The sequence below is a fragment of the Francisella sp. LA112445 genome (assembly GCF_012224145.1).
Taxonomy (GTDB): domain Bacteria; phylum Pseudomonadota; class Gammaproteobacteria; order Francisellales; family Francisellaceae; genus Francisella.
Window position 1 is genome coordinate 1,432,659 of record NZ_CP041030.1, and the last position, 20,763, is coordinate 1,453,421.

Genomic DNA, 20,763 nt, shown 5'->3' on the forward strand with positions numbered 1-20,763 from the left:
ATAATATATTTCTGTATAAAATTATAAAATGAAAACTCTAAAAGCCCTAACTATTGGTGGCGCGACACTAGATACTATTATCGAATATGAAGAGATGTTCACCATGAACATGCAAAAAAAAGATACCACTCAATCTTTTATGCTACTTGAAGAAGGAGCAAAAATAGAGGTTAAAGAGCATAACTCTTTTTCTGGTGGTGGTGCTACTAATGCTGCTGTTTCTTTCAAAAAGCAAGGTATTGATGTTAGTTTTTTTGGAAAAATCGGTAAAGATATTACTGGCGAAAAAATAGCTCAAGAGCTGAAAGACTTTGGTATTGACATATCAAATATCAGATACTCTAATAACTACGGTACTGCTACTTCTTATGTAATCCCAACACTAAGTGGTGATAGAACAATATTTGCATACAGAGGTGCTAATAAAGATATCTTAAAAGATGATCTACCATCTCAAGCGATTATCGATAGTGACTTTATATATATAACTTCTTTGAGCAAATCTTCAGCAGCTAGACTTCCTGAAATAGTCAAACTTGCATCAGAAAATAATACTAAAGTAGCGATTAATCCTGGTTCAAGTCAACTAAGTGTCGGAGAAAGTTTTATAAAAGATTCAATGTTTGGTATTGATATATTAGTCTTAAACTATCAAGAAGCTCAAAAGCTAATGCTATCACTACTTTCTTCAGATGACCAAGAAATAACTGCATCGAAAGATAGATTAGAAACAACTCATGCCGAAGAAAGAAGAGACTTTCTGAATGCTACCTTTAGATTGAAAGACTTTTTTAAAATATGCTTGGATCTTGGGGTCAGACTAATTATGGTAACTGATGGAGCTAATGGTGTCTATGCAGCAACTAGAGATAAAATATACCATAGTGAGTCATTACGTATTAAAAACGTATTAAATACACTAGGTGCTGGAGATGCATTTAGTTCTACATTCTGCGCAAATATCTACAAAGGAAACAGTATTGAAGATTCTATAAAATTTGCTTTGATTAATGCAAGCCATGTAATCCAGTACTCTGATGCAAAATCTGGCTTACAAACATCTGAAAGCCTAGAAAAAATAAAATCAAAAATGAACTGTGGCTTAAATAAAAAAATTACAATTACTTCCTGGTAGCGATATATTCACCTTCAAAAAAAGACTCCACATCTTTGACATAATAGTCTATTTCTTGATTATCATAGAAATTAGCCTCTGATTTATGATCGTCTGCATGGATTAATACAGTTTCCATTCCTAGATGCTTTGCTGGAACTAGATTATGTGATGAATCCTCAAAGAAAATAGCATTAGTAAAGTCGATATCGAACTTATCCCTACCTATTTCAAAATATTTTGTTTTTGGCTTAGAGATTAACCCTGTATCTTCAATAGTCAAAATTCCGTCAAAACTATCTTCTAAACCAAGCTGTTTTAGTACTCTATCTGTATGAAAATTAGAAGCATTTGTGAAAATATAAGTACGATTATCTTTTCTTAGATCATTTATATACTTATTTAGCCTCTCATTTGGTTTAAAGTGACTAATTTCAATATCATCTATAAAATCTAAAAACTCTTTTGGCTCAATATCATGATATCGCATCATACCAAGCATTGTTGAACCAAACTCATAGTATAGCTCATCACGGATTGCATCGGCTTTTTCAGTATCTGCGATATCTAGTTTAAGTTTAATATATTCACTCATTCTCGCCATTTGGCTATCAAATAGACCATTATTATATGGATAGAGTGTATTATCTAAGTCGAATATGTAGGTTTTCATTTAGATACCATTCTCACTAACATAAGTTTGCCACCTAACCATATCTTGACAGATATCATCTAAACTTTTTTTTGTTTCAAAACCTAACTCTTTCTTAGCTTTAGAAACATCTGCAAAACTTGCAGCTATATCACCTGCTCGCCTATCTACTATTTGATATGGTATTTCTTTACCTAATGCCTTTTCATAAGCTTTAACAAGCTCTAACACAGAATAGCCATTACCTGAGCCTAAATTATAGGCTCTCCACGCAGGTCTATCCTGGGCTAGCTTTTCTAATGCTAAAATATGACCAATCGCTAAATCTACCACATGAATATAATCTCTTACACCTGTACCATCTCTAGTCTCATAATCACCTCCAAAGATGCTAAGCTTAGCTAACTTACCAGCGCCAACTTGAGCTACATATGGCATAAGGTTGTTTGGAGTACCCTGAGGATCTTCGCCAATCATACCACTCTTATGAGCCCCTACCGGGTTAAAATATCTTAGACAAGTAATATTAAAATTATTGTTAGCATTATAAAGATCTTTCAAAATTTCTTCTAACATCAATTTTGAAGCACCATAAGGATTTGTCGTACTAAGAGGCATATTCTCTGTGAATGGCGGCTCATTATTCATTCCATAAACAGTTGCTGATGAGCTAAAAACAAAATCATAAACCTTATAATCTTGCATCAATTCAAGTAAGCTTATAGTTCCTTGAATATTATTATGATAATACTTCAAAGGCTTTTCTACACTCTCACCAACAGCTTTAAATCCAGCGAAATGTATTACAGCATCAATTTTATGCTTTTGAAAAATTCTCTCTAAATTAGACTTATTCAGAAGATCTACCTGATAAAAATCAAAATCTTTACCCGTGATAGCTTTAACTCTATCTACTACAGATATTTTACTATTTGAAAGATTATCTACTACTACTACTTCATAACCTCTACTTAGAAGTTCTACTACAGTATGACTACCTATATAACCTGTACCACCTGTTACTAATATTTTCCTATTCACTAGACTTCTCTTATACTTTAATTTTGTAAATTATAACTTAGAGGTTATATACTCAAAAGTTGATTTTGCATTAAACTTATCGTTTCTTTATAACTCTCTGAATTAAATATTGCTGAACCAGCTACAAAGGCATTTACTCCACAGCTTGCAATTTCGGCAATATTACTTGGATTAACCCCACCATCTATCTCTAATAAAATATCTCTACCAGTAGACTTTATCCACTTTGATACTTCTTTAGATTTATCAAGCATAGCAGGAATAAATTTTTGTCCTCCAAAACCAGGGTTCACAGACATTATTAAAACTCTATCAATATGACTTTCAACATATTTTAAACAATCAATACTTGTAGCCGGATTTAATGCAAGACCTGCATCAATACCAAATGATTTAATAAGTTGCAAGCTTCTATCTATATGCTCACTAGCCTCCGGATGAAAAACAATACTACTAGCGCCTGCTTTAGCAAAGCTCTCAATAAGGCTATCAACTGGCTTTACCATAAGATGGACATCCATACCCGCATTAATTCCATAATCTCTTAGTGCTTTTAGTACCATTGGTCCAAAAGTAAGGTTTGGTACATAATGATTATCCATAACATCAAAATGAATATTATCTGCTCCTGCGTCCAATACCATTTTCACATCATCACCTAACCTAGCTAAATCTGCAGATAAAATAGAGGGATTAATTTGAAACTTTGTCATAGTTATTATTTTTATGTATAAAATATTAAAGATAATTTTAGCATAACAGTATAAAATATTTGAGTAAATTAGTATTTTAAATACTTTAATATTCTGAACCTATAACATTTTGAAAATAGAGGATAATAGCCAAATGAGTCATATAGAAAATGCAAAAAAAACCTTTGAAATGGAAATAGAAGCATTACAAAACCTAAAAGATTCTATTAGCGAAAATTTTAAGAAAGCTTGCGATATTATTTTAACAAATAATAAAGGACGCGTAATAGTTACAGGAATGGGCAAGTCAGGACATATCGGGAAAAAAATGGCTGCAACACTTGCTAGTACTGGCACTCCAGCATTCTTCGTACATCCAGGTGAAGCTGGGCATGGTGATTTTGGCATGATAACCTCTAATGATGTATTAATAGCTATATCTAACTCAGGAAATTCAAGTGAGATAATGGGACTAATGCCAATGATCAAACATTTGAATATCCCCATTATTTCAATAACCAGTAATCCCGAGTCTCTAATGGCAAAAAATAGTGATATACACTTAGATCTTGGTGTTGAAAAAGAGGCTTGTCCTCTAAATTTAGCTCCAACCTCAAGTACAACAGCTACTTTAGTTTTAGGCGATGCTTTAGCCATTGCTTTACTTAAAGCAAAAAATTTCTCTGCTGAGGATTTTGCATTCTCACATCCTAGTGGTGCACTTGGAAGAAAGCTAATTTTAAGAGTTGAAAACATTATGCGTAAAGGATCTGAAATACCTCAAATAGGACCTTATGATACAATTCGTAAAGCTATACTTGAAATAAGTAATAAAGGAATAGGAAACACACTTGTTACTTCAAAAGACGGTAAATTACTTGGTATATTTACAGATGGTGATTTGCGTAGAATATTTGAATCTGATAACTTTAACTCTCACTTAGCAATTTCTGATGTGATGAGTAAGCATCCTAAAACTATATCAAAAGATGATATGGCTATGACAGCTCTAGAAAAAATGGAAGAGTTTGAAATTACAAGCCTTGCGGTAGTTGATAACAACAATCATATTTTAGGAGTTGTAACTATGCATGATCTTATTAAACTAGGTTTAAAATAAAGCTATATATTAACTTTACTCTTCTTTCTAATTAATAATTAAAAACCGGCTATTGACTAGATTGTTTTAAGAATTTTAAAGGTGATTTTTTTGTAATACAAAAAATTATTAAAGAACGTTACCCATTAGTACACTATGATAACCAGCATCTACGTGAATATTCTCACCTGTAATACCAGAAGCCATATCTGAGCATAAGAAAGCAACTGTATTACCAACTTCCATGATATCAACGTTTTTCTTAAGTGGAGATACTGACGCATTATAATCTAACATCTTCTTAAAGTTTGAAATACCAGAAGCTGCAAGAGTCTTTATAGGTCCAGCTGACACACAATTCACATTTATTCCATCTTCACCTAAAGCAAGTGCTGTATATCTCATAGTAGCTTCTAGAGATGCTTTTGCTACACCCATTGTATTATAACTTGGCATAGCTTTTTCTGCGCCAATATAAGTAAGACCTACTATAGATCCTTTTCTTCCTTTCATCATTGCGCGCCCTTCTCTAGCTAAAGCAGCAAAAGAGTAAGCACTTATATCGTGAGCAATTGCAAAGCCTTCACGAGTTACAGTGTCTACAAAGTCACCACCAAGCTGATCACGTGGAGCAAATGCAATTGAATGAATAATACCATCAAGACCATCCCAAACTTTTCCAAGCTCTACAAACAAATCCTTAATTTCTTGATCTGATGTAACATCACAAGGAAGAACAGCTGCTGGATTAAACTCAGCACTTAGTTTCTCAACTCTTTCTTTAAATTGGCCAACATATGTAAATGCAAGCTCTGCACCTTCTCTATGCAAAGCTTTTGCAATACCATAAGCAATTGACTTATTACTTAAAAGTCCTGTAACTATTATTTTCTTTCCTGCTAGAAAACCCATTTAAATTCTCCTTTGTGAATTTTTTATTAAAACGTTAATTCTTGTATAATAACCTTATTGATTATATGTACAAATACTACAAACTTATATATATAATTATAGTTAATAGTAAAATAAAACACTAGCCTAATTTATAAAGAGAGATGTTCTATGAATCGTAATAATAAAAAAATAGTTCCAACACATAATGGTGAAGTAACCTTTGACCGTGCTAAAGAGACATGGAATATACTAAAAATAACATCTGAACTTGTAGAGGGTTTTGAGCGTTTAGACAAACTTACTCCTGCTATTAGCATATTTGGATCAGCAAGATTAAAAAAAGATAATAAATATTACTTAAAGACTATCGAAATAGCAGAAAAACTATCAAATCATGGCTTTACAATCATTACAGGTGGCGGACCTGGAATTATGGAAGCGGGTAACAAAGGAGCTTTAGAAGGATCCTCATCAAGTGTTGGCTTAAATATAACTCTTCCTCACGAGCAAAAGCCTAACCAATACCAAGATATCAGCCTTAGTTACAGATATTTTTTCACTCGAAAAGCTATGTTTATTAAACACTCTATGGCTTATATAGTTATGCCTGGAGGGTTTGGCACCATGGATGAACTATTTGATATAGCTACTTTGATTCAAACTGAGAAAAAAACATATATGCCGGTTATACTTTTTGGTAAAGATTTTTGGGGAGGCTTAGTTGACTGGATAAAAACAACCATGTTGGAAAATGGTGTTGTTGATGAGAATGATCTAAAAATTCTTCATCTTGTAGATACTGTGGATGAAGCAATTGAAATTATCCGTGAATACTATCAAAACTCATACCACTCAAAAGAACATGCTCATATAATATTTTAAGGTTTATTATGGATATTAATACTATCTCTTCGACCCTAATAAATAATTCACTGCCAATAATTGTCGCTTTTAATGTCTTGATTCACATTTTTTGTGGCTTAGGAATAGCAAAAGATATTCCTAAAGTTTTAGAAAGAAGATTAACCACAATTTTACTACCTAAGAATATCTGGATTCTAGTAGGTATAGTTTTTGGAATATGGGGACTACTAATATATTGGTTATTTCATCACTCAACTATCTCAAGAGGATAGAATAAGGAGCTTTTAATGAGCAATAACAATTTATGGCAACCGAAATCATATAACTCTACAGGGAAATTTGTCACAGAATATGGTAATGAGGTTGTTGAACTTCTAAACCCACAAGAAGGTGAAAATATTCTTGATTTAGGTTGTGGTACCGGTGAGCTTACAAATGAAATAAAGAGCAAAGGTGTTAAAGTCACAGGTGTAGATGTTTCGGAAAATATGCTTATAAAAGCAAAACAAAACTACCATGACATTGAATTTAAGCAAATGGATGCCCAACAAAGCCTAGATTTTGAAAAAGAAAGCTTTGATGCTGTTTTTTCAAATGCTGCCTTACATTGGATGACAAATCCTCTTGCCGTGATAAAAAACATAAATAATATTCTGAAAAAAAATGGCAGATTTGTATTTGAAATGGGAGGTAAAGGTAATATCAAAGAAGTGCTATCTAGCTTAGATACTACTGCTATGAAATATAATATCAAAGATTATGATATAAATAACTTCTACCCTAGTATTTCAGAATATAGCTCTCTTCTTGAAGAAAATGGATTTACTGTAAAATATATGATCTTATTTGAAAGACCGACTCTACTTGATGGTAAAGATGGTTTTAAAAACTGGGTAAAAACATTTAGAGTAAACTTATTAGATAAAATTGATGATGTTGATAAGTTTCTTAATGAAGCCGAATCACTCGCATATAAAAGCCTTTTTAAAGATAACAACTGGTATGCCGACTATGTAAGGCTTAGAGGAGTTGCCGTAAAAAACTAAACATCTTTGTTAATTTATGCTTAAAATAAAATTACCAACTTAAAAAAAGGAAGTCTTATGAAAAATAAGTATAAGATCATTATCGCATCAATCATGAGTTTAGCATGTCTACCAAGTTTCGCGTGCACAACGATGGGATTTGCTGGAAATATTGTCAAAGGAGGAGGAACTTTAATCTTTAAGAATAGAGATGCTGAAATAACTGGTAAAGAGCGTTTAGAAATATTCAAGTTCAAACAAGGCAATGACTTTTTAGCCTTAACATACAATACAGATAGTACAGTAAAAGGATATCCATATATTGCTGGAGGAACTAATTCAAAAGGTTTGACAGTACTTGTAAATGATCCAGCTAGTCATGCTCCTGCTGCTAAAAATGTAGATCAAATTGAAACAACAACTGTTCAAAACCTGCTAAGAAATTATTCTACAGTTGCAGAAATTGAGAAGAATAAAGCGAAAATATTTAGTCAAAATGATCCGGCTTTATATACCATAAGTGACCATAAACAAGTTGCTAGCTTCGAAGAAGGATATAGAGGCAAATACGGATATAAAGTTACTGACAACGGCTATGTCTGGAACACTAATTATTATCATCTAAAAGGTGTTGATAAACAAAATCAAGAATCTATAACAGATATAACAGATAGAACAAATACCCTAAAAGAATGGCTTGCTAATATGCCTAAAAAAGTCCAATTAGGTGATTTAACTAGACTTTCTGCCAGTCACTACAATGGCGAATACAATAGTATTAATAGACAATTTACTGTAGCCAAATACTTTGCAGTATCTCCACCAAATTCTAAAGATACTCATCTTTATATTAGATTTACAATTCCTACACAGAAATTTAACTCTTACCATCTAACTATTAATGACGAGTTCTTTAAAAATAACCCTGCTGGACCACTAGATAATAACAAATATGGTTTACTTGGTTCTATGAATAATTAACAAGAAATATTAAACTTCAGGAGCCCCAACAGGCACACCATTCTCTAATCTATCTGCAGAGTCACGAACAGTATCAGCAAACTGCGGATCTTCTAATAACGCATCTTTAGCAGCATTATACTCTTGATTTGATAAGATTATAGCTTGTGAGTAACTATAATTTTCTATTTCTTCACGAGGAGTACCTTCAGGTATTTCAAGATTTTTTGTATCAGCTTCTACTGCAGCATAACGAGTTTCTGCATTAGAAGCCTGTGTATTGTAATCATTATAAGAATTAGTGCTGTTGGTTTGAGCTATTGTTTTATTATTTCCCAATAATGTTACTTCATCCTCTAAAACAGATATCTCATTTCTTAATGTTGTAGCATTTGCCTCTGCTGCTTCTGCACTTGCTTGAAAAGTTGCTACTAGTTCAGTATTTCCATTTGCTTCAGCTGTAGCTTGATTAGCTCTGTGAACAGCTGCCTCTGCTTCATATTGTGTAGCATCTGTATCTTTTTGATCTATCAAATCATTTCTAGTGGCTATTTCACCATTTATTGTTGCTATCTCATTTTGATAATTATTATAATCAGCTAATGCACTATCTCTTGCCGTGATATAGTTCTGGTACTCAGTATCTACTTCAAGAGCGTCATCTCTTCTTTGATACCATGCGTTTAAAGCATTATTAAAATTAGTATCTACAGTACTAGATAACTCATCAAGTAAGCTTTGAAACTCTAATAAATCATCATTTAATTCTTCGCTTGTTTCATTACAGCCATTTGGCATTGCTCCAGAAGGAGGACTACCTGTCGGCTGATTAGAATTAACTGTTCCATCACTACGATTGTCATAACCAATATCACATTCCCAGTTAACTAAAGTTCCTCCATTATTTATTCTTGGAGTTATTGCTATTTGATACGCGATACCTTGAACTATAGGATGACTAATTAATCTACCATTATTTTCTCTAAACTCATTCATAATAGCGACATTATCATCACCAAAATAATTATCTTTCATATCAGCTATTCCCGATTGGAATTGCTCATCACTACTTATACCTTGCTCTTGAATATAAATTGCAACTGCTTTACGATAATTATCCATCTTATCAATTTCATCTTGCAGTCTAACTTTAGTTATATGGTTTGAGTAAGATACTACAGCAGCTGCGACTAATATAGCTACTATAGCTATCACTACCATTAATTCAACAAGAGAGAAACCTTTATTGTTTCTTATCATAATTCCATAAAAACATAATAAATGTATATATATTCTATACTTTTATGAAATTTTATGTAGTTACAATTTATTAAAGTTACTAATTATTATTCCTTGAAATTAACTCAATGTCTTTTTTAAGAATCTCTTCAATAACTTCATCATTTAAAGTGTGATCTAGATCTTTTATTAGATTGACTTCACCCCAAGCACTCTCAAAAAACTTATTATCAACTATAGTATCGTTCTCTGTAAGGGTAACTTTGATATTCTGATTAAATTTCCCTAGCTTGCCATTCATGAGTAGTAAAAAATATGCTCCGAGCATTTTTCTAAGTCTAACCTTTCTAAGTACTCGCATAGTCTTATGATGAATAAAAAATGGCGTAATTAAGTGTAATTTTTTATAAAGCTCTTCATCTATTAAGGATGATATACCAGCTGACATAGATATTGCATAAATCAGGTCATAGTTTTCACTGCTAATTTTGTATTTATCTATAATTCGTTTTAGTTTTCTTTTTACAAAAACTGGGCGACCTAGAGCGACAGTAGTTACTTTGACTTTTATACCATCAAAATCTGTATGCACAACTGAATCACCTTTACTATAATAACCTCTTATTATAATAATATTTAATGTTTCTTTTGTATTTATAGTATTCATTAAGCTTTTTCAATAAGTTCTATTTGATAACCATCAGGATCTTTTATAAATGCTATAACTTGACTTCCTCCTTTTAAAGGACCTGCTTCTCGAGTTACAACTCCACCTTTTGCTTTAACATCTTCACAAGCTTTATATACATCATCAACTTGCATACATAAATGTCCAAATGCATTGCCATGATCATATTCATGATCACCCCAGTTATATGTTAGCTCTAAAACTGTATGACTAGAAATATCCCCATAACCTAAAAATACCAAAGTATACTTATATTCAGGATTGTCCATTTTTTTCTGAACAGTCATTCCTAATACATTCGTATAAAAATCTATGGATTTATTTAAATCCTTAACCCTTAACATTACATGAGCAAAGCGCATGCTACCCCCTAAAGATATAATATTTGTTATTAATAAATACTTTTGTTATATTATAGCAGATTTTAAATCCCCTGTTCGTAACTATCCAGGGTAAACAAAACTAAAGGTAAACAAATGAATAATTTTAATATTTTAATCCTCTTTACATTTATAGACTTCTTTATACTATTTCTAGCTTTTAAACTTTTTGGTAAAAAGGGACTGCACGTATTTATTGTTATTAGTGTTATAGCTGCAAATATACAAGTAAATAAAGGTGTTGCTTATGATATTGCTGGATTTCATATAATTGCAACGCTAGGCAATGTTATGTTTGGTGGTATTTTCACAGCTAATGACCTACTTAATGAAAAATATGGTCGCCAAGAAGCTAGAAAAGCCGTACTTAAATCAATATTTTTTGGTTTATCATTTGTACTTTTAATGTTTATGGCGACAATATTTAACTCTATTAATGACTCTTTCTATAAGCAAACAAATCAAGCATTTGATTTATTCTTCTCAATTAACGGTGGTGCTCTAAAAGCCGTAATAATCGGTAACTGTGTTTATTTAATATCACAATTATTTGATGTTCTTATTTATTCAAAGCTTAGAAGTTTCAGTTCTGATATGAAATGGCTATGGTTTAGAAATACAGGATCAACTTTAATATCGCAAATACTTGATACAACTCTTATTACTTATGGATTTGCCTTTGCTGGTATTTTACCTATAGAAAACGCTTTTGAAATAATAATCTCAACCTTAGTTATAAAATATATAATAGCCTTTATAAACGCTCCTTTATTCTATATTTTAGCCTTCACAAAGCCTAGAGAACCATAAGTATCAAAATTACAATAATACATGCTAGATAAACCCAATCTTGTATTTTATGCGGTACTATACGTGACAGTTTAACCCCTATTGATACGCCCACAAAAGAGCCTATTATGATACTAATAGCTACAGGCAAATAAACATACCCTAAACAATAGCTAGGTAGATTTGAATCACTAAACCCTATTAAAATATATGAAATAGCTCCAAAAAGTGCTAAAAAAGGTATTATAGATGATGAGATTGCAGCAGCTGTTGCAAGTTTATAGTTACGCCCTCTTAAAAAAGGAACAATGATTATACTACCACCAATTCCTAGCACAACTGATACAAAACCTGTTATAAGACCATAAGTATACAGTAATTTAGATGATGGTTTATTTTCATTATGGCTAGATTGATTGACCTTACTAGATCTTGCGTTACTTATCATTTTCAATACTAACTTAGCAACTGTATATATCAAAAATATAATAAATAAGATCTTTAATAAAACACTAGAAAGATAACTAGCAATAGCAGCTCCAATTATAGTACCAATAATTAGTCCTAATTTTAACTTTAATGCGATATTCCAAATTATATTATTAGCTTTATGATGAGCATATGTGGTTTTTAGAGATGTAAATAACATGACAAGTAAAGATGTTGCGACAGCTATATGCATTGAATTAGATACAAATGTCGGCTCAAAAATAGAAATATACATTGCTATAGCTGGTACAACTATTACACCGCCACCAAATCCAAAGAGTGCTGCTAACACACCTACTATAATACCTATAATAATAAAACAAAAAATTACCGAAATCACCTTCTATATATTCCAAATTTAATTAAATAATTAGATTAGCCCAAGTTTGACTAAACCATAGTAGACACCATCATGGTAATTTGCTTTAGTTATTAAATTAGCTTTCTCTTTTAATCTATCAGATGCATTTTCCATAGCTATTGCTACATCAACCCTATCAAACATTTCCAAATCATTATTACCATCACCAAATGCATATGTCTCATACTCATCTAAACTAAGGTTTTCAACAACTTTGTCAATACCATCTGCTTTTGTATGCCCAGCTAAATAACAATCAACATAACCATTTTCATTATGTGGTGCTATTACATAACTATCTCCTAAAGTGTGCTGTAATGCAATACTATCAACGTTTTTACCTAAGACTAAGGCATTATAAATAGTTACATTATACAAATTATGAGTTGTGATCATTTTATCCCTATTGACTATCACATTGTTATAGAAGTAACTAAGGTCCTCTGATTCCAAATTATTTACATAAGCATATTCACCTTCAAACAGCCAGTCATGATTATGTTTCTCACAGAACTTTAAGACATTATCTATAGCACTTTGGGGGAAAAGTTTTTCATATACTAATTTACCTCCTATACTTACAACAGAACCATTAGCTGTAATAAAACCATCCATAGGTAAATCTAGTACAGTCTCAGGAATAAATCCTTGAGTACGTCCTGTTGCTATAAAAGTTTTATAACCTTGTTTTCTTAGTTCTTTTATAGCCTGGATGTTCTTATCAGAGACAAAGAGTTTGCCTTTTTTCTCATGTACTAAAGTCCCATCAATATCAAAAAAGAATGCTTTATTTTTCATAATACTCCTCAACATAAAAACAAGTCATCCTCGTGCTTGACACGGGGATCTCCTAGTTACTAGAGAGATTCCCACTTTCTTGGGAATGACCACAAAAATTATTAAATGATTACTTCAATTAAAAACTGAAGTCAATAAATAAACATCGCATCACCATAGCTAAAAAATCTATATTTTTCAGCTATAGCATGCCCATATGCTTTCATAATTTTTTCTTTATCTGCAAATGCACTAACCAACATAATGAGCGTAGATTTAGGCAGATGAAAATTTGTAATCATTGCATCAACTACATTAAATTTCTTACCCGGATATAAGAATATATCTGTCTCACCTTGATAAGGCTGTATTTGACCACTTTCCCCTGCTGTTTCAAGTGAGCGTACTGAAGTAGTGCCAACGGCTATTACTCTACCACCATTTGCTTTTGTTTGACGGATCTTCTGACAAACTTCTTCTGGTACAGATATAACTTCAGAATGCATTTTATGATTATTAACATCATCAACTTGAACAGGTTTAAAAGTTCCAGAACCTACATGCAGAGTGATATAAGCTATATCAACACCTTTATCTTTTATTTGTTGCATCAGCTCTTGACTAAAGTGTAAGCCAGCTGTAGGAGCAGCAACAGAACCTAAATCTTTAGCGTAAACTGTTTGATATCTATCAGCATCAAACTCTTCATCATCTCGCTTCATATATGGAGGTAAAGGAACATGACCAAACTCTTCCATAATTTGATAAATATCTTTATCCCCTTGTAACTCAAGCAGATACATACCACCATCTTTCTCTAGAACCTTTGCCAAAGTATCTTGGACAAATATTTCACTACCAATAGCTGGAGAACGATTTGCCTTTATATGAGTCTCAAAAACTTTTGGTGAATGCACTCTTTCTATAAGGTATTCAAGCTTTGCACCTGTTGTTTTCTCACCATATAAGCGTGCTAGCATTACTTTACTATTGTTAAAAATAAGCAAATCTTCTGGGTTTATAAAATCTATAAAATCAGTAAATTTATGATCTACTATTTCACCTGTTTGCTTATTTAACTTTAACAATCTGCTAGCATCACGATTTTCTAAAGGATAACTAGCAATCAACTCTTCTGGTAATTTATAATCAAAATCATCTGTTTTCATTTTTCATACATCTCTTTATGATTAGACTTCCTAACCTATGTAATTCTATGGCTTGGCCATGGAATATATTTTTTAAATATATTATGGATCCTACGATCAAGTCGTAGGATGACTTTTTGCTTTACAAAGCCTGCTTCACTACTAAACTTTTAACAATATTATTTTTATCAACAAACTCAAATCCGGCTCTACGGGCTTTTTTGATATAATCATTTTCGCTACCAAAAACTTCTTTAAAGGCTTTCATTAGAGCTATCATTTTTTTATTATCAAGTCTTCTTTCGCGTTGATACTTATCAAGAGTTGAAATATGACCGATCAGCCTACCTTTAGCAAAAGCTTCACTCAAAACTTTAGTAAGAGCAATCACATCTTTAAAACCTATATTTACGCCTTGTCCTGCTAAAGGATGAATAGTGTGAGCAGCATCTCCAACTAGCACAACATTATCTTGAATATAAGATTTCGCATGTCGCTGAATTAGCTCAAAGCTAAATCTTTTTGATAAAAGTTTTACACTCCCAAGAGTATTATCAATTGCTTTTGCTAACTCTAATTCAAATTTCTCATCAGCTAAACTCATCAAGAAATTAGCATAATCAGTTTTTACAGACCAAACTATTGATGCTTTATTAGAATTTTCTAACGGTAAAAAAGCCAATACACCCTTATCATAAAAGCGCTGATATGCTGTTTGATTATGACCTTTTTCAAGCTCTAATGTCGCAACTATAGCAGTATGTTTATATGCCTTAACTTTAGTTTCAAAGTTGAAATAATCACGAATAAATGAATTAGCTCCATCAGCACCAACTATCAAGTTAGTTTCGATACATATATTTTTTTTCAAGTCATCCTGAACTTGTTTCAGGATCTCATCATTATGTTTATTCGAACTAGTAGAATTAGATTCCGGATCGGAGTCCGCAATGACAGATTGTAGGAGAATCTTTTCCGTATTTCCATTTCTTTGAATCTTCTGTATTTCTTGATTCGCAAAAACTTCAATACTCGTATCATTAATTTTTTCAATTAATGCTTGAGTTATTACATCATTCTCAACTATACATCCTAAACTGTGCTCGGCGATTTCTTCAGCTGTAATATTAACGTTCTCACTAACTACATCATCCCATACGCGCATTTGATAATATGGTGATATACGATTGCTTTTGACCTTGTTCCAAACATCTAGCTCTTGTAGAAGTCTCTTTGATGTGTGATTAATTGCACTAACCCTAGTCTCTACCCTATTAGGATCTAAAGCTTTTTTCCTAACATCTCTTGCCTCAACAATAGCAACTTGCAAACCATTTTTATGTAGTGCTAAAGCCAAGCTAAGCCCAACCATACCACCACCAACAATTACAACATCTTTTTGGATATTTTTAATGCTCATCTTCAACCACCTTTCTCATTAAAGTCGAGCCTTTTGTAAGTTTGCCCATCATTACTCGCGATAAAGCTTTCTTAGCTAATTTGCTTCTTTGTAATAAGTGTAAACCTGCATTTCTACTTGCAACTAATTTACGATCATTTGAGACAAACCATTTCACAAAGCCATGTGTTATATTAATTGTTCTATCATGATCAGGTTTTCTAACTTTCTCAAACTCTTGCAAAACATTTTCAATATTCCCCTTCGTTTGGAAGGGGTGGCAGTCGCTAGACTGACGGGGTAGTTTAGCTAGTAAATCATATAAAAATCCAATATCGCGAATGCTCAAATTCATACCTTGACCAGATACTGGATGTAAAAAATGTAATGCATTACCAAAAAACAATACATTATCTTTATATACTTGATTTGACTGAACAAGATATAAGGGAAAAACTGCAGGTTTTGTAGCAACCTTAACTTCACCTAACCTATAGCCAAATCTATCTTGTACTAGCTCTTCAAATTCTTTTTTATCTAAATCCAGTTTTGCCTTTGAATCTTCTCGATCAACAGTCCAAACACATCCCATAGTAGTTTCTGACTTAGGAAGCATTGCAAGCACTCCATCTGTCATAAACCTCTCATATGCAGTATTTTCATTATCTAAATCTGTTTGAATATCAAAAACAACCGCGTCTTGTTTATAATCAGTAGTTTGCGCTTCCACATCTAGCATTTTACGCATACTTGAGTTTGCGCCATCACAAGCAATTATTAATTCTGCTTGTATAATGCTCTTTTGCTCCTGCTTTTCAACTACTAAAGAATACTCATCAGATTTTTTCTCAAGGTCGATAACATTAGTTTCAAAGGATTTAATAATATTTGGATTGTCAGTAACACTTTGTAAAGCTACAGCCAAAAGCTCCTGCATAGGAGCTATAGCCCCTAAAAATGGCAAATTCTCATCTTTAGCAAAAATTTCTGCCCTTCCATATCTACCTTTATCAGAAATATGAACTTTTTTAATAGCTTGAGTTGTACTTGCAACTTTATCCCATAAACCAAGAGTATTTAAAAACGCTATTGATGAGTAAGATACAGCTATACTTCTATTATCATTTTTAACCAGTAATTGATCTTTTTCAATATGAATAATTTTACAACCAGTTTTTGCAAGTGCTAGAGAAGTTAGTAACCCAACTATACCTCCCCCAACTATCGCCACATCATATTTATTACTCATTTTTAATCTCAAATCTTTTCACTATCTATAAGTAACACAGCAACTTTTGTATATTCTAACAATTCCATAAAATCATCTTCACTGCTTTCATCTTGTCCTAAAGAATCATAATCCATATATGAAATTTGCATCAAATCATGAATTGCCTCTTTAACCTCTTTATCTTTTGAGTTTTCAAAGTCTAAACCAAATAGTCCAACTCCTGATAAAAAGCCTTTAATCCAGTAAGTAAGTGCTTCTGCCCTATAACTTAATGGTTCATTATCTTCAGGAATAAATAAATCAAAACTTAGACTCTTCTCATCAAACTGAGATTTTGTATAGTCATAAAGTTTCTTCATAGTCTTTAAAGCAGAAGCTGCTACAAGGTCGCCCTCTTCAATAGTCTTTGTCATCAAAGAATCTGACCATGCAGTAAATTTAACTTCTGCCCCAAAACTAAACAATGCACAAAGTAAACCATGAGCTTCAGAAGCAGAGCTTAAAGCTTGCATTACTTTTAAAGCTTCTGCAACATCTTCAAAATTAGGTTTTTCATTTTTCATAGAAATTTATTTTATTTATATTATGTATTGTTAATTATTTTACTGTATCTAGATAATTAGTTATAGGTATTTTTTGTCAGATTTAATAAAGAAACTATAAATAATCTTATAGTAAACTAATAACTAAAGATAAGTTATAAATTAAAGTTTAAATATATTAAATTTTCTTGAAATAAGAGTTAAGAAATATATTTTAAGATTGATAGTTTGGTGGCTCTTTTGTAATAGTCACATTATGAACATGAGATTCATTAAATCCTGCACCTGTAATCTGAACAAATGTTGGCTGAGTGCGCATTGTTTGGATATCTTTTGAACCAGTATAGCCCATACTAGATTTTAGCCCACCTATTAACTGGTGAATAACCGCAGAAAGTAGACCTTTATAAGGAACTCTTCCTTCAACACCTTCTGGGACAAATTTCTTAGACTCTGTATTACTTTGGAAATATCTATCAGAAGATCCTTGCTCCATAGCCCCAAGAGATCCCATACCACGATATGACTTATACGAACGACCTTGGAAAAGCTCAACCTCGCCAGGAGACTCTTCTGTACCAGCAAAAAGTCCACCTATCATAACAACAGATGCTCCTGCAACAATAGCTTTTGCAATATCACCTGAGAATCTAATCCCACCATCTGCAATAACAGGAACTCCTGTACCTTCTAAGGCTTCTGCAACGTTAGATATAGCTGAAATTTGTGGCACTCCAACACCTGCAACAATTCTTGTTGTACAGATAGAACCAGGACCTATACCAACCTTAACAGCATCAGCACCAGCCTTAACTAAGTCTCTAGCCGCTTCAGCTGTAGCAATATTTCCACCGATAACTTGAATATTAGGATAAGTATCTTTTACCCATTTAACCATATCAAGTACACCTTGTGAATGGCCATGAGCAGTATCTACAACGATAATATCAACACCTTCAGCCGCTAAAGCCGTAACTCGTTCTTTAGTATTTTCAGCTGTTCCTACTGCAGCACCAACTCTTAAACGACCTAAAGAATCTTTACAAGCATTTGGCTTATTTTGAGATCTCTCAATATCTTTAGTTGTGATCAAACCAACAAGTTCACCTTTATTATCTACAACTAAAAGCTTCTCTATCTTATGCTCATGTAAGCTTTTTTTGATAGATCCTTGAGACGCATTTTCAGCAACTGTAACAAGCTTCTCTTTAGTAGTCATTATAGAACTAACTGGCTCATCTAAATCTTTAGCAAACCTAAAATCACGTTTTGTAACAATTCCTACTATATGATTATTTTGATCTACAACAGGGAAACCAGAGAAGTTATGCTCTCTTGCTAATTGCATTATTTCTTTAATTGAGCTTTCTGGCTTAACAGTGATAGGATCTATTACCATACCATTCTCAAATCTTTTTACTTTTTTAACTTCCTGAGCTTGAGCTTCTATAGACATATTCTTGTGAATAATACCTATACCACCTTCTTGAGCTATAGAAATAGCTAGGCGAGACTCTGTAACTGTGTCCATTGCTGCTGATACTAAAGGAATATTTAACTGAATATCTCTAGTAATATTTGTTTTCAAATCTACCTGATGTGGTAATACATTTGAATATCTAGGTGATAGCAATACATCATCAAAAGTGATTGCTTCTTGAGTAATTCTTAACATTATCGATCTCCGTAATTAAAGTCTAGAGTTTGAATTTAATTACAGTCGTATTCTATCACATAAGAAAAAATATACTAGAGGAAACTAAATAATTTTTTTACCAAAGCATTTAGTAATGAAGAGAAAGTTAAAGCTTATTTTGATTGAGATAATAGATAATGCACTAGCAAAGGTACTGGTCTACCACTTGCTTTACAGTTAGAGAAATCACCCATAGCTGATCCTGCTATATCAAGATGTGCCCACTCATAATCTTCTGTAAATTTTGATAAGAATAATCCAGCACATATTGAACCTGCTGATCTATCACGATTAGAGTTATCAATATCAGCAACTTTACTATCTAGTTTTTTAAGGTAAGGTTTATGAAGTGGTAATCTCCAAACAAGATCACTTGAGGCTTTAGCTGCTTGTTGTAAGCTATTTGCTAACTTATCACTATTTGCCATTAGACCAGAAAAAGCATCTCCTAAAGCGATTATCATTGCTCCTGTTAAAGTAGCCATATTTATAACAGTTTTTGGCTTATATTTACCTATATAAGTCAGAGTATCACATAATACTAATCGACCTTCAGCATCAGTATTACTTACTTCAACTGTTATACCTTTCATACTTTTAAGTACATCACCAGGTCTATATGATCTTGCATCAATCGCATTCTCAGCAAGTCCCATTACACCAACCACGTTAATAGGTAAATTTAGCATCGCTACAGCTTTCATGATACCCATAACAGCTGCTGCACCGCCCATATCCATTTTCATAGTATCCATACCTGCTGCAGGCTTAACACAGATACCACCATTATCAAATACTAAGCCTTTACCAACTAGAACTATAGGAGCCTGGCCTTCATCGCCACCATTATACTCCATACAAACTGTATAGTTAGACATATCAGAACCTCTACCAACTGCTAAAGCACAACCCATACCTAGCTCAGCCATAGCATCTTGATCTAAATAGTCTAGATTGAATGCTTCATATTTAGATGTAAGCTCTCTAGCTTCGTTTAGCATATAGTCTGTATTACAAATATTTGCCGGTAAGTTTTGCAAATCTTTTGCATAATTCTGACCACATGCAATAGCTGAACCAATTTTAGCGGCCTCATCAATATCTTGATCACCAGAGTAGACTAATTCTATCGCCTCTAAAGAATAATTTTGTTTCTTTGATTTTAACTGATCGAAAACATAAGTCTCAGATATAAGAGCCCTAACTGTATCTAATGTAAACTGCTTAGCATCGCCACCATCAAATGCATAGTCAATATTTACAGAAACTTCTTTAATATCTAGTTTTTTTAGCTCCTCAGCAGCTTTTGATATTACTTTATCATACTCTGAAGAGATAAAATCTTGTCTTAAACCAAGACCTAAAAGAATAACTGTTTTATCTGCATGCAGTAATGGCAAAACCTCTGCAGATTTTGCTTTAAAAACTTTTCTATCTAATAAGGATTTAGAGTTTGGACATTCTGTTTCATTAATAAGTTTTTGTAAGTTTTCTTGCGCTACAACTATTATTTGAGCAGGCATTGTAGCCTGACTATTTACTACTAGTTTCATTTAAGCTCCATTTATTAAATTTTAGAACAAATTTTAAAAACATAATAACAAAAAAGTATGACTAAAACATTAAAATTTAGTGCAGGCAATTGTTAACTACTGACTTTTGTTAATAAAAAATATAAAATTA

22 protein-coding genes are annotated in these 20,763 nt (G+C 32.5%); 7 read left to right on the forward strand and 15 right to left on the reverse strand.

Translation table 11 applies throughout. The features are described 5' to 3' along the window. The first annotated feature begins 28 nt into the window (after window positions 1-28). Window positions 29-1,135 (forward strand): carbohydrate kinase family protein, encoded by a 1,107-nt coding sequence (locus FIP56_RS07030; protein ID WP_192578222.1) that lies wholly within the window; start codon window positions 29-31, stop codon window positions 1,133-1,135. Here FIP56_RS07030 and FIP56_RS07035 read toward each other — a convergent pair. Genes FIP56_RS07035 through rpe form a run of 3 tightly spaced genes read right to left on the reverse strand, consistent with a single transcriptional unit; the run spans window position 1,122 to window position 3,520 of the window. Further along, window positions 1,122-1,787 (reverse strand): pyrimidine 5'-nucleotidase, encoded by a 666-nt coding sequence (locus FIP56_RS07035; RefSeq protein WP_192578223.1) that lies wholly within the window; start codon window positions 1,785-1,787, stop codon window positions 1,122-1,124. The two genes, FIP56_RS07030 and FIP56_RS07035, sit on opposite strands and share 14 nt — an antisense overlap. Next, complete coding sequence (galE, locus tag FIP56_RS07040; RefSeq protein WP_192578224.1) at window positions 1,788-2,807, reverse strand: UDP-glucose 4-epimerase GalE; 1,020 nt, start codon at window positions 2,805-2,807, stop codon at window positions 1,788-1,790. A gap of 44 nt (window positions 2,808-2,851) precedes the next feature. Next, window positions 2,852-3,520 carry a ribulose-phosphate 3-epimerase gene (rpe, locus tag FIP56_RS07045; RefSeq protein ID WP_192578225.1) on the reverse strand — a complete coding sequence of 223 codons (669 nt, stop codon included), beginning with the start codon at window positions 3,518-3,520 and terminating at the stop codon, window positions 2,852-2,854. A gap of 133 nt (window positions 3,521-3,653) precedes the next feature. Between rpe and FIP56_RS07050 the strand changes: the two genes are divergently transcribed. Next, window positions 3,654-4,619 carry a KpsF/GutQ family sugar-phosphate isomerase gene (locus tag FIP56_RS07050; RefSeq protein ID WP_192578226.1) on the forward strand — a complete coding sequence of 322 codons (966 nt, stop codon included), beginning with the start codon at window positions 3,654-3,656 and terminating at the stop codon, window positions 4,617-4,619. Between the two features lie 108 nt (window positions 4,620-4,727). Here FIP56_RS07050 and FIP56_RS07055 read toward each other — a convergent pair whose 3' ends face one another. Then, a complete protein-coding gene (locus tag FIP56_RS07055) occupies window positions 4,728-5,510 on the reverse strand; it encodes an enoyl-ACP reductase (protein ID WP_192578227.1) in 783 nt (260 codons plus the stop codon). 150 nt (window positions 5,511-5,660) lie between these two features. On the opposite strand from FIP56_RS07055, the gene FIP56_RS07060 reads away from it, so the two are divergent. From FIP56_RS07060 to FIP56_RS07075, 4 genes are read left to right on the forward strand one after another with little or no spacing between them, the layout of a single operon-like run. Then, a complete protein-coding gene (locus FIP56_RS07060; RefSeq protein WP_192578228.1) occupies window positions 5,661-6,374 on the forward strand; it encodes a TIGR00730 family Rossman fold protein in 714 nt (237 codons plus the stop codon). 8 nt (window positions 6,375-6,382) lie between these two features. Next, on the forward strand, window positions 6,383-6,628 hold the full coding sequence (locus FIP56_RS07065; RefSeq protein ID WP_192578229.1) for a hypothetical protein: 246 nt from the start codon (window positions 6,383-6,385) through the stop codon (window positions 6,626-6,628). Between the two features lie 15 nt (window positions 6,629-6,643). Further along, complete coding sequence (locus FIP56_RS07070) at window positions 6,644-7,402, forward strand: class I SAM-dependent methyltransferase (protein WP_192578230.1); 759 nt, start codon at window positions 6,644-6,646, stop codon at window positions 7,400-7,402. 57 nt (window positions 7,403-7,459) lie between these two features. Next, window positions 7,460-8,362 carry a carcinine hydrolase/isopenicillin-N N-acyltransferase family protein gene (locus tag FIP56_RS07075; RefSeq protein ID WP_192578231.1) on the forward strand — a complete coding sequence of 301 codons (903 nt, stop codon included), beginning with the start codon at window positions 7,460-7,462 and terminating at the stop codon, window positions 8,360-8,362. 9 nt (window positions 8,363-8,371) lie between these two features. On the opposite strand, the gene FIP56_RS07080 is transcribed toward FIP56_RS07075, so the two are convergent. The 3 genes from FIP56_RS07080 to gloA all read right to left on the reverse strand — a co-directional run bounded on the left by FIP56_RS07080 (window position 8,372) and on the right by gloA (window position 10,630). After that, on the reverse strand, window positions 8,372-9,601 hold the full coding sequence (locus FIP56_RS07080; RefSeq protein WP_192578232.1) for a prepilin-type N-terminal cleavage/methylation domain-containing protein: 1,230 nt from the start codon (window positions 9,599-9,601) through the stop codon (window positions 8,372-8,374). A gap of 79 nt (window positions 9,602-9,680) precedes the next feature. Beyond that, the gene (locus tag FIP56_RS07085) at window positions 9,681-10,247 is read right to left on the reverse strand and encodes a hypothetical protein (protein ID WP_192578233.1); all 567 of its coding nucleotides are present in this window, start codon (window positions 10,245-10,247) and stop codon (window positions 9,681-9,683) included. Beyond that, complete coding sequence (gene gloA / locus FIP56_RS07090) at window positions 10,247-10,630, reverse strand: lactoylglutathione lyase (RefSeq protein ID WP_192578234.1); 384 nt, start codon at window positions 10,628-10,630, stop codon at window positions 10,247-10,249. The genes FIP56_RS07085 and gloA overlap by 1 nt, the downstream gene beginning before the upstream one ends. Window positions 10,631-10,744: 114 nt before the next feature. Between gloA and FIP56_RS07095 the strand changes: the two genes are divergently transcribed. After that, complete coding sequence (locus FIP56_RS07095) at window positions 10,745-11,458, forward strand: queuosine precursor transporter (protein WP_192578235.1); 714 nt, start codon at window positions 10,745-10,747, stop codon at window positions 11,456-11,458. Here the strand turns inward: FIP56_RS07095 and FIP56_RS07100 are convergent. From FIP56_RS07100 to FIP56_RS07135, 8 genes are all read right to left on the reverse strand, one after another. Then, on the reverse strand, window positions 11,445-12,266 hold the full coding sequence (locus FIP56_RS07100; RefSeq protein ID WP_192578236.1) for a sulfite exporter TauE/SafE family protein: 822 nt from the start codon (window positions 12,264-12,266) through the stop codon (window positions 11,445-11,447). The genes FIP56_RS07095 and FIP56_RS07100 overlap by 14 nt on opposite strands. A gap of 30 nt (window positions 12,267-12,296) precedes the next feature. Then, entirely contained in the window at window positions 12,297-13,085 is a 789-nt protein-coding gene (locus tag FIP56_RS07105) for a Cof-type HAD-IIB family hydrolase (RefSeq protein ID WP_192578237.1), read from the reverse strand. Window positions 13,086-13,216: 131 nt separating this feature from the next. Beyond that, window positions 13,217-14,233, reverse strand: coding sequence for a tRNA preQ1(34) S-adenosylmethionine ribosyltransferase-isomerase QueA (queA, locus tag FIP56_RS07110; RefSeq protein ID WP_192578238.1), 1,017 nt, complete (start codon window positions 14,231-14,233; stop codon window positions 13,217-13,219). Between the two features lie 121 nt (window positions 14,234-14,354). Next, window positions 14,355-15,632: an FAD-dependent oxidoreductase gene (locus FIP56_RS07115; protein ID WP_192578239.1), complete on the reverse strand. Its 1,278-nt coding sequence runs from the start codon at window positions 15,630-15,632 to the stop codon at window positions 14,355-14,357. Further along, window positions 15,622-16,860: an FAD-dependent monooxygenase gene (locus FIP56_RS07120; protein WP_192578240.1), complete on the reverse strand. Its 1,239-nt coding sequence runs from the start codon at window positions 16,858-16,860 to the stop codon at window positions 15,622-15,624. The genes FIP56_RS07115 and FIP56_RS07120 overlap by 11 nt, the downstream gene beginning before the upstream one ends. Window positions 16,861-16,868: 8 nt before the next feature. Continuing rightward, complete coding sequence (locus FIP56_RS07125) at window positions 16,869-17,405, reverse strand: YecA family protein (protein WP_192578241.1); 537 nt, start codon at window positions 17,403-17,405, stop codon at window positions 16,869-16,871. 193 nt (window positions 17,406-17,598) lie between these two features. After that, a complete protein-coding gene (gene guaB / locus FIP56_RS07130; protein WP_192578242.1) occupies window positions 17,599-19,059 on the reverse strand; it encodes an IMP dehydrogenase in 1,461 nt (486 codons plus the stop codon). A 134-nt stretch (window positions 19,060-19,193) separates the two neighbouring features. After that, on the reverse strand, window positions 19,194-20,633 hold the full coding sequence (locus tag FIP56_RS07135) for a leucyl aminopeptidase (protein ID WP_192578243.1): 1,440 nt from the start codon (window positions 20,631-20,633) through the stop codon (window positions 19,194-19,196). Window positions 20,634-20,763: the final 130 nt, after the last annotated feature.

Coding starts and splice junctions, on each gene's coding strand:
- FIP56_RS07030 (WP_192578222.1), top strand. CDS start 29: ATGAAAACTCTAAAAGCCCTAACTATTGGTGGCGCGACACTAGATACT.
- FIP56_RS07035 (WP_192578223.1), bottom strand. CDS start 1,787: ATGAAAACCTACATATTCGACTTAGATAATACACTCTATCCATATAAT.
- rpe (WP_192578225.1), bottom strand. CDS start 3,520: ATGACAAAGTTTCAAATTAATCCCTCTATTTTATCTGCAGATTTAGCT.
- FIP56_RS07050 (WP_192578226.1), top strand. CDS start 3,654: ATGAGTCATATAGAAAATGCAAAAAAAACCTTTGAAATGGAAATAGAA.
- FIP56_RS07055 (WP_192578227.1), bottom strand. CDS start 5,510: ATGGGTTTTCTAGCAGGAAAGAAAATAATAGTTACAGGACTTTTAAGT.
- FIP56_RS07060 (WP_192578228.1), top strand. CDS start 5,661: ATGAATCGTAATAATAAAAAAATAGTTCCAACACATAATGGTGAAGTA.
- FIP56_RS07065 (WP_192578229.1), top strand. CDS start 6,383: ATGGATATTAATACTATCTCTTCGACCCTAATAAATAATTCACTGCCA.
- FIP56_RS07070 (WP_192578230.1), top strand. CDS start 6,644: ATGAGCAATAACAATTTATGGCAACCGAAATCATATAACTCTACAGGG.
- FIP56_RS07075 (WP_192578231.1), top strand. CDS start 7,460: ATGAAAAATAAGTATAAGATCATTATCGCATCAATCATGAGTTTAGCA.
- FIP56_RS07080 (WP_192578232.1), bottom strand. CDS start 9,601: ATGATAAGAAACAATAAAGGTTTCTCTCTTGTTGAATTAATGGTAGTG.
- FIP56_RS07085 (WP_192578233.1), bottom strand. CDS start 10,247: ATGAATACTATAAATACAAAAGAAACATTAAATATTATTATAATAAGA.
- gloA (WP_192578234.1), bottom strand. CDS start 10,630: ATGCGCTTTGCTCATGTAATGTTAAGGGTTAAGGATTTAAATAAATCC.
- FIP56_RS07095 (WP_192578235.1), top strand. CDS start 10,745: ATGAATAATTTTAATATTTTAATCCTCTTTACATTTATAGACTTCTTT.
- FIP56_RS07105 (WP_192578237.1), bottom strand. CDS start 13,085: ATGAAAAATAAAGCATTCTTTTTTGATATTGATGGGACTTTAGTACAT.
- queA (WP_192578238.1), bottom strand. CDS start 14,233: ATGAAAACAGATGATTTTGATTATAAATTACCAGAAGAGTTGATTGCT.
- FIP56_RS07115 (WP_192578239.1), bottom strand. CDS start 15,632: ATGAGCATTAAAAATATCCAAAAAGATGTTGTAATTGTTGGTGGTGGT.
- FIP56_RS07120 (WP_192578240.1), bottom strand. CDS start 16,860: ATGAGTAATAAATATGATGTGGCGATAGTTGGGGGAGGTATAGTTGGG.
- FIP56_RS07125 (WP_192578241.1), bottom strand. CDS start 17,405: ATGAAAAATGAAAAACCTAATTTTGAAGATGTTGCAGAAGCTTTAAAA.
- guaB (WP_192578242.1), bottom strand. CDS start 19,059: ATGTTAAGAATTACTCAAGAAGCAATCACTTTTGATGATGTATTGCTA.
- FIP56_RS07135 (WP_192578243.1), bottom strand. CDS start 20,633: ATGAAACTAGTAGTAAATAGTCAGGCTACAATGCCTGCTCAAATAATA.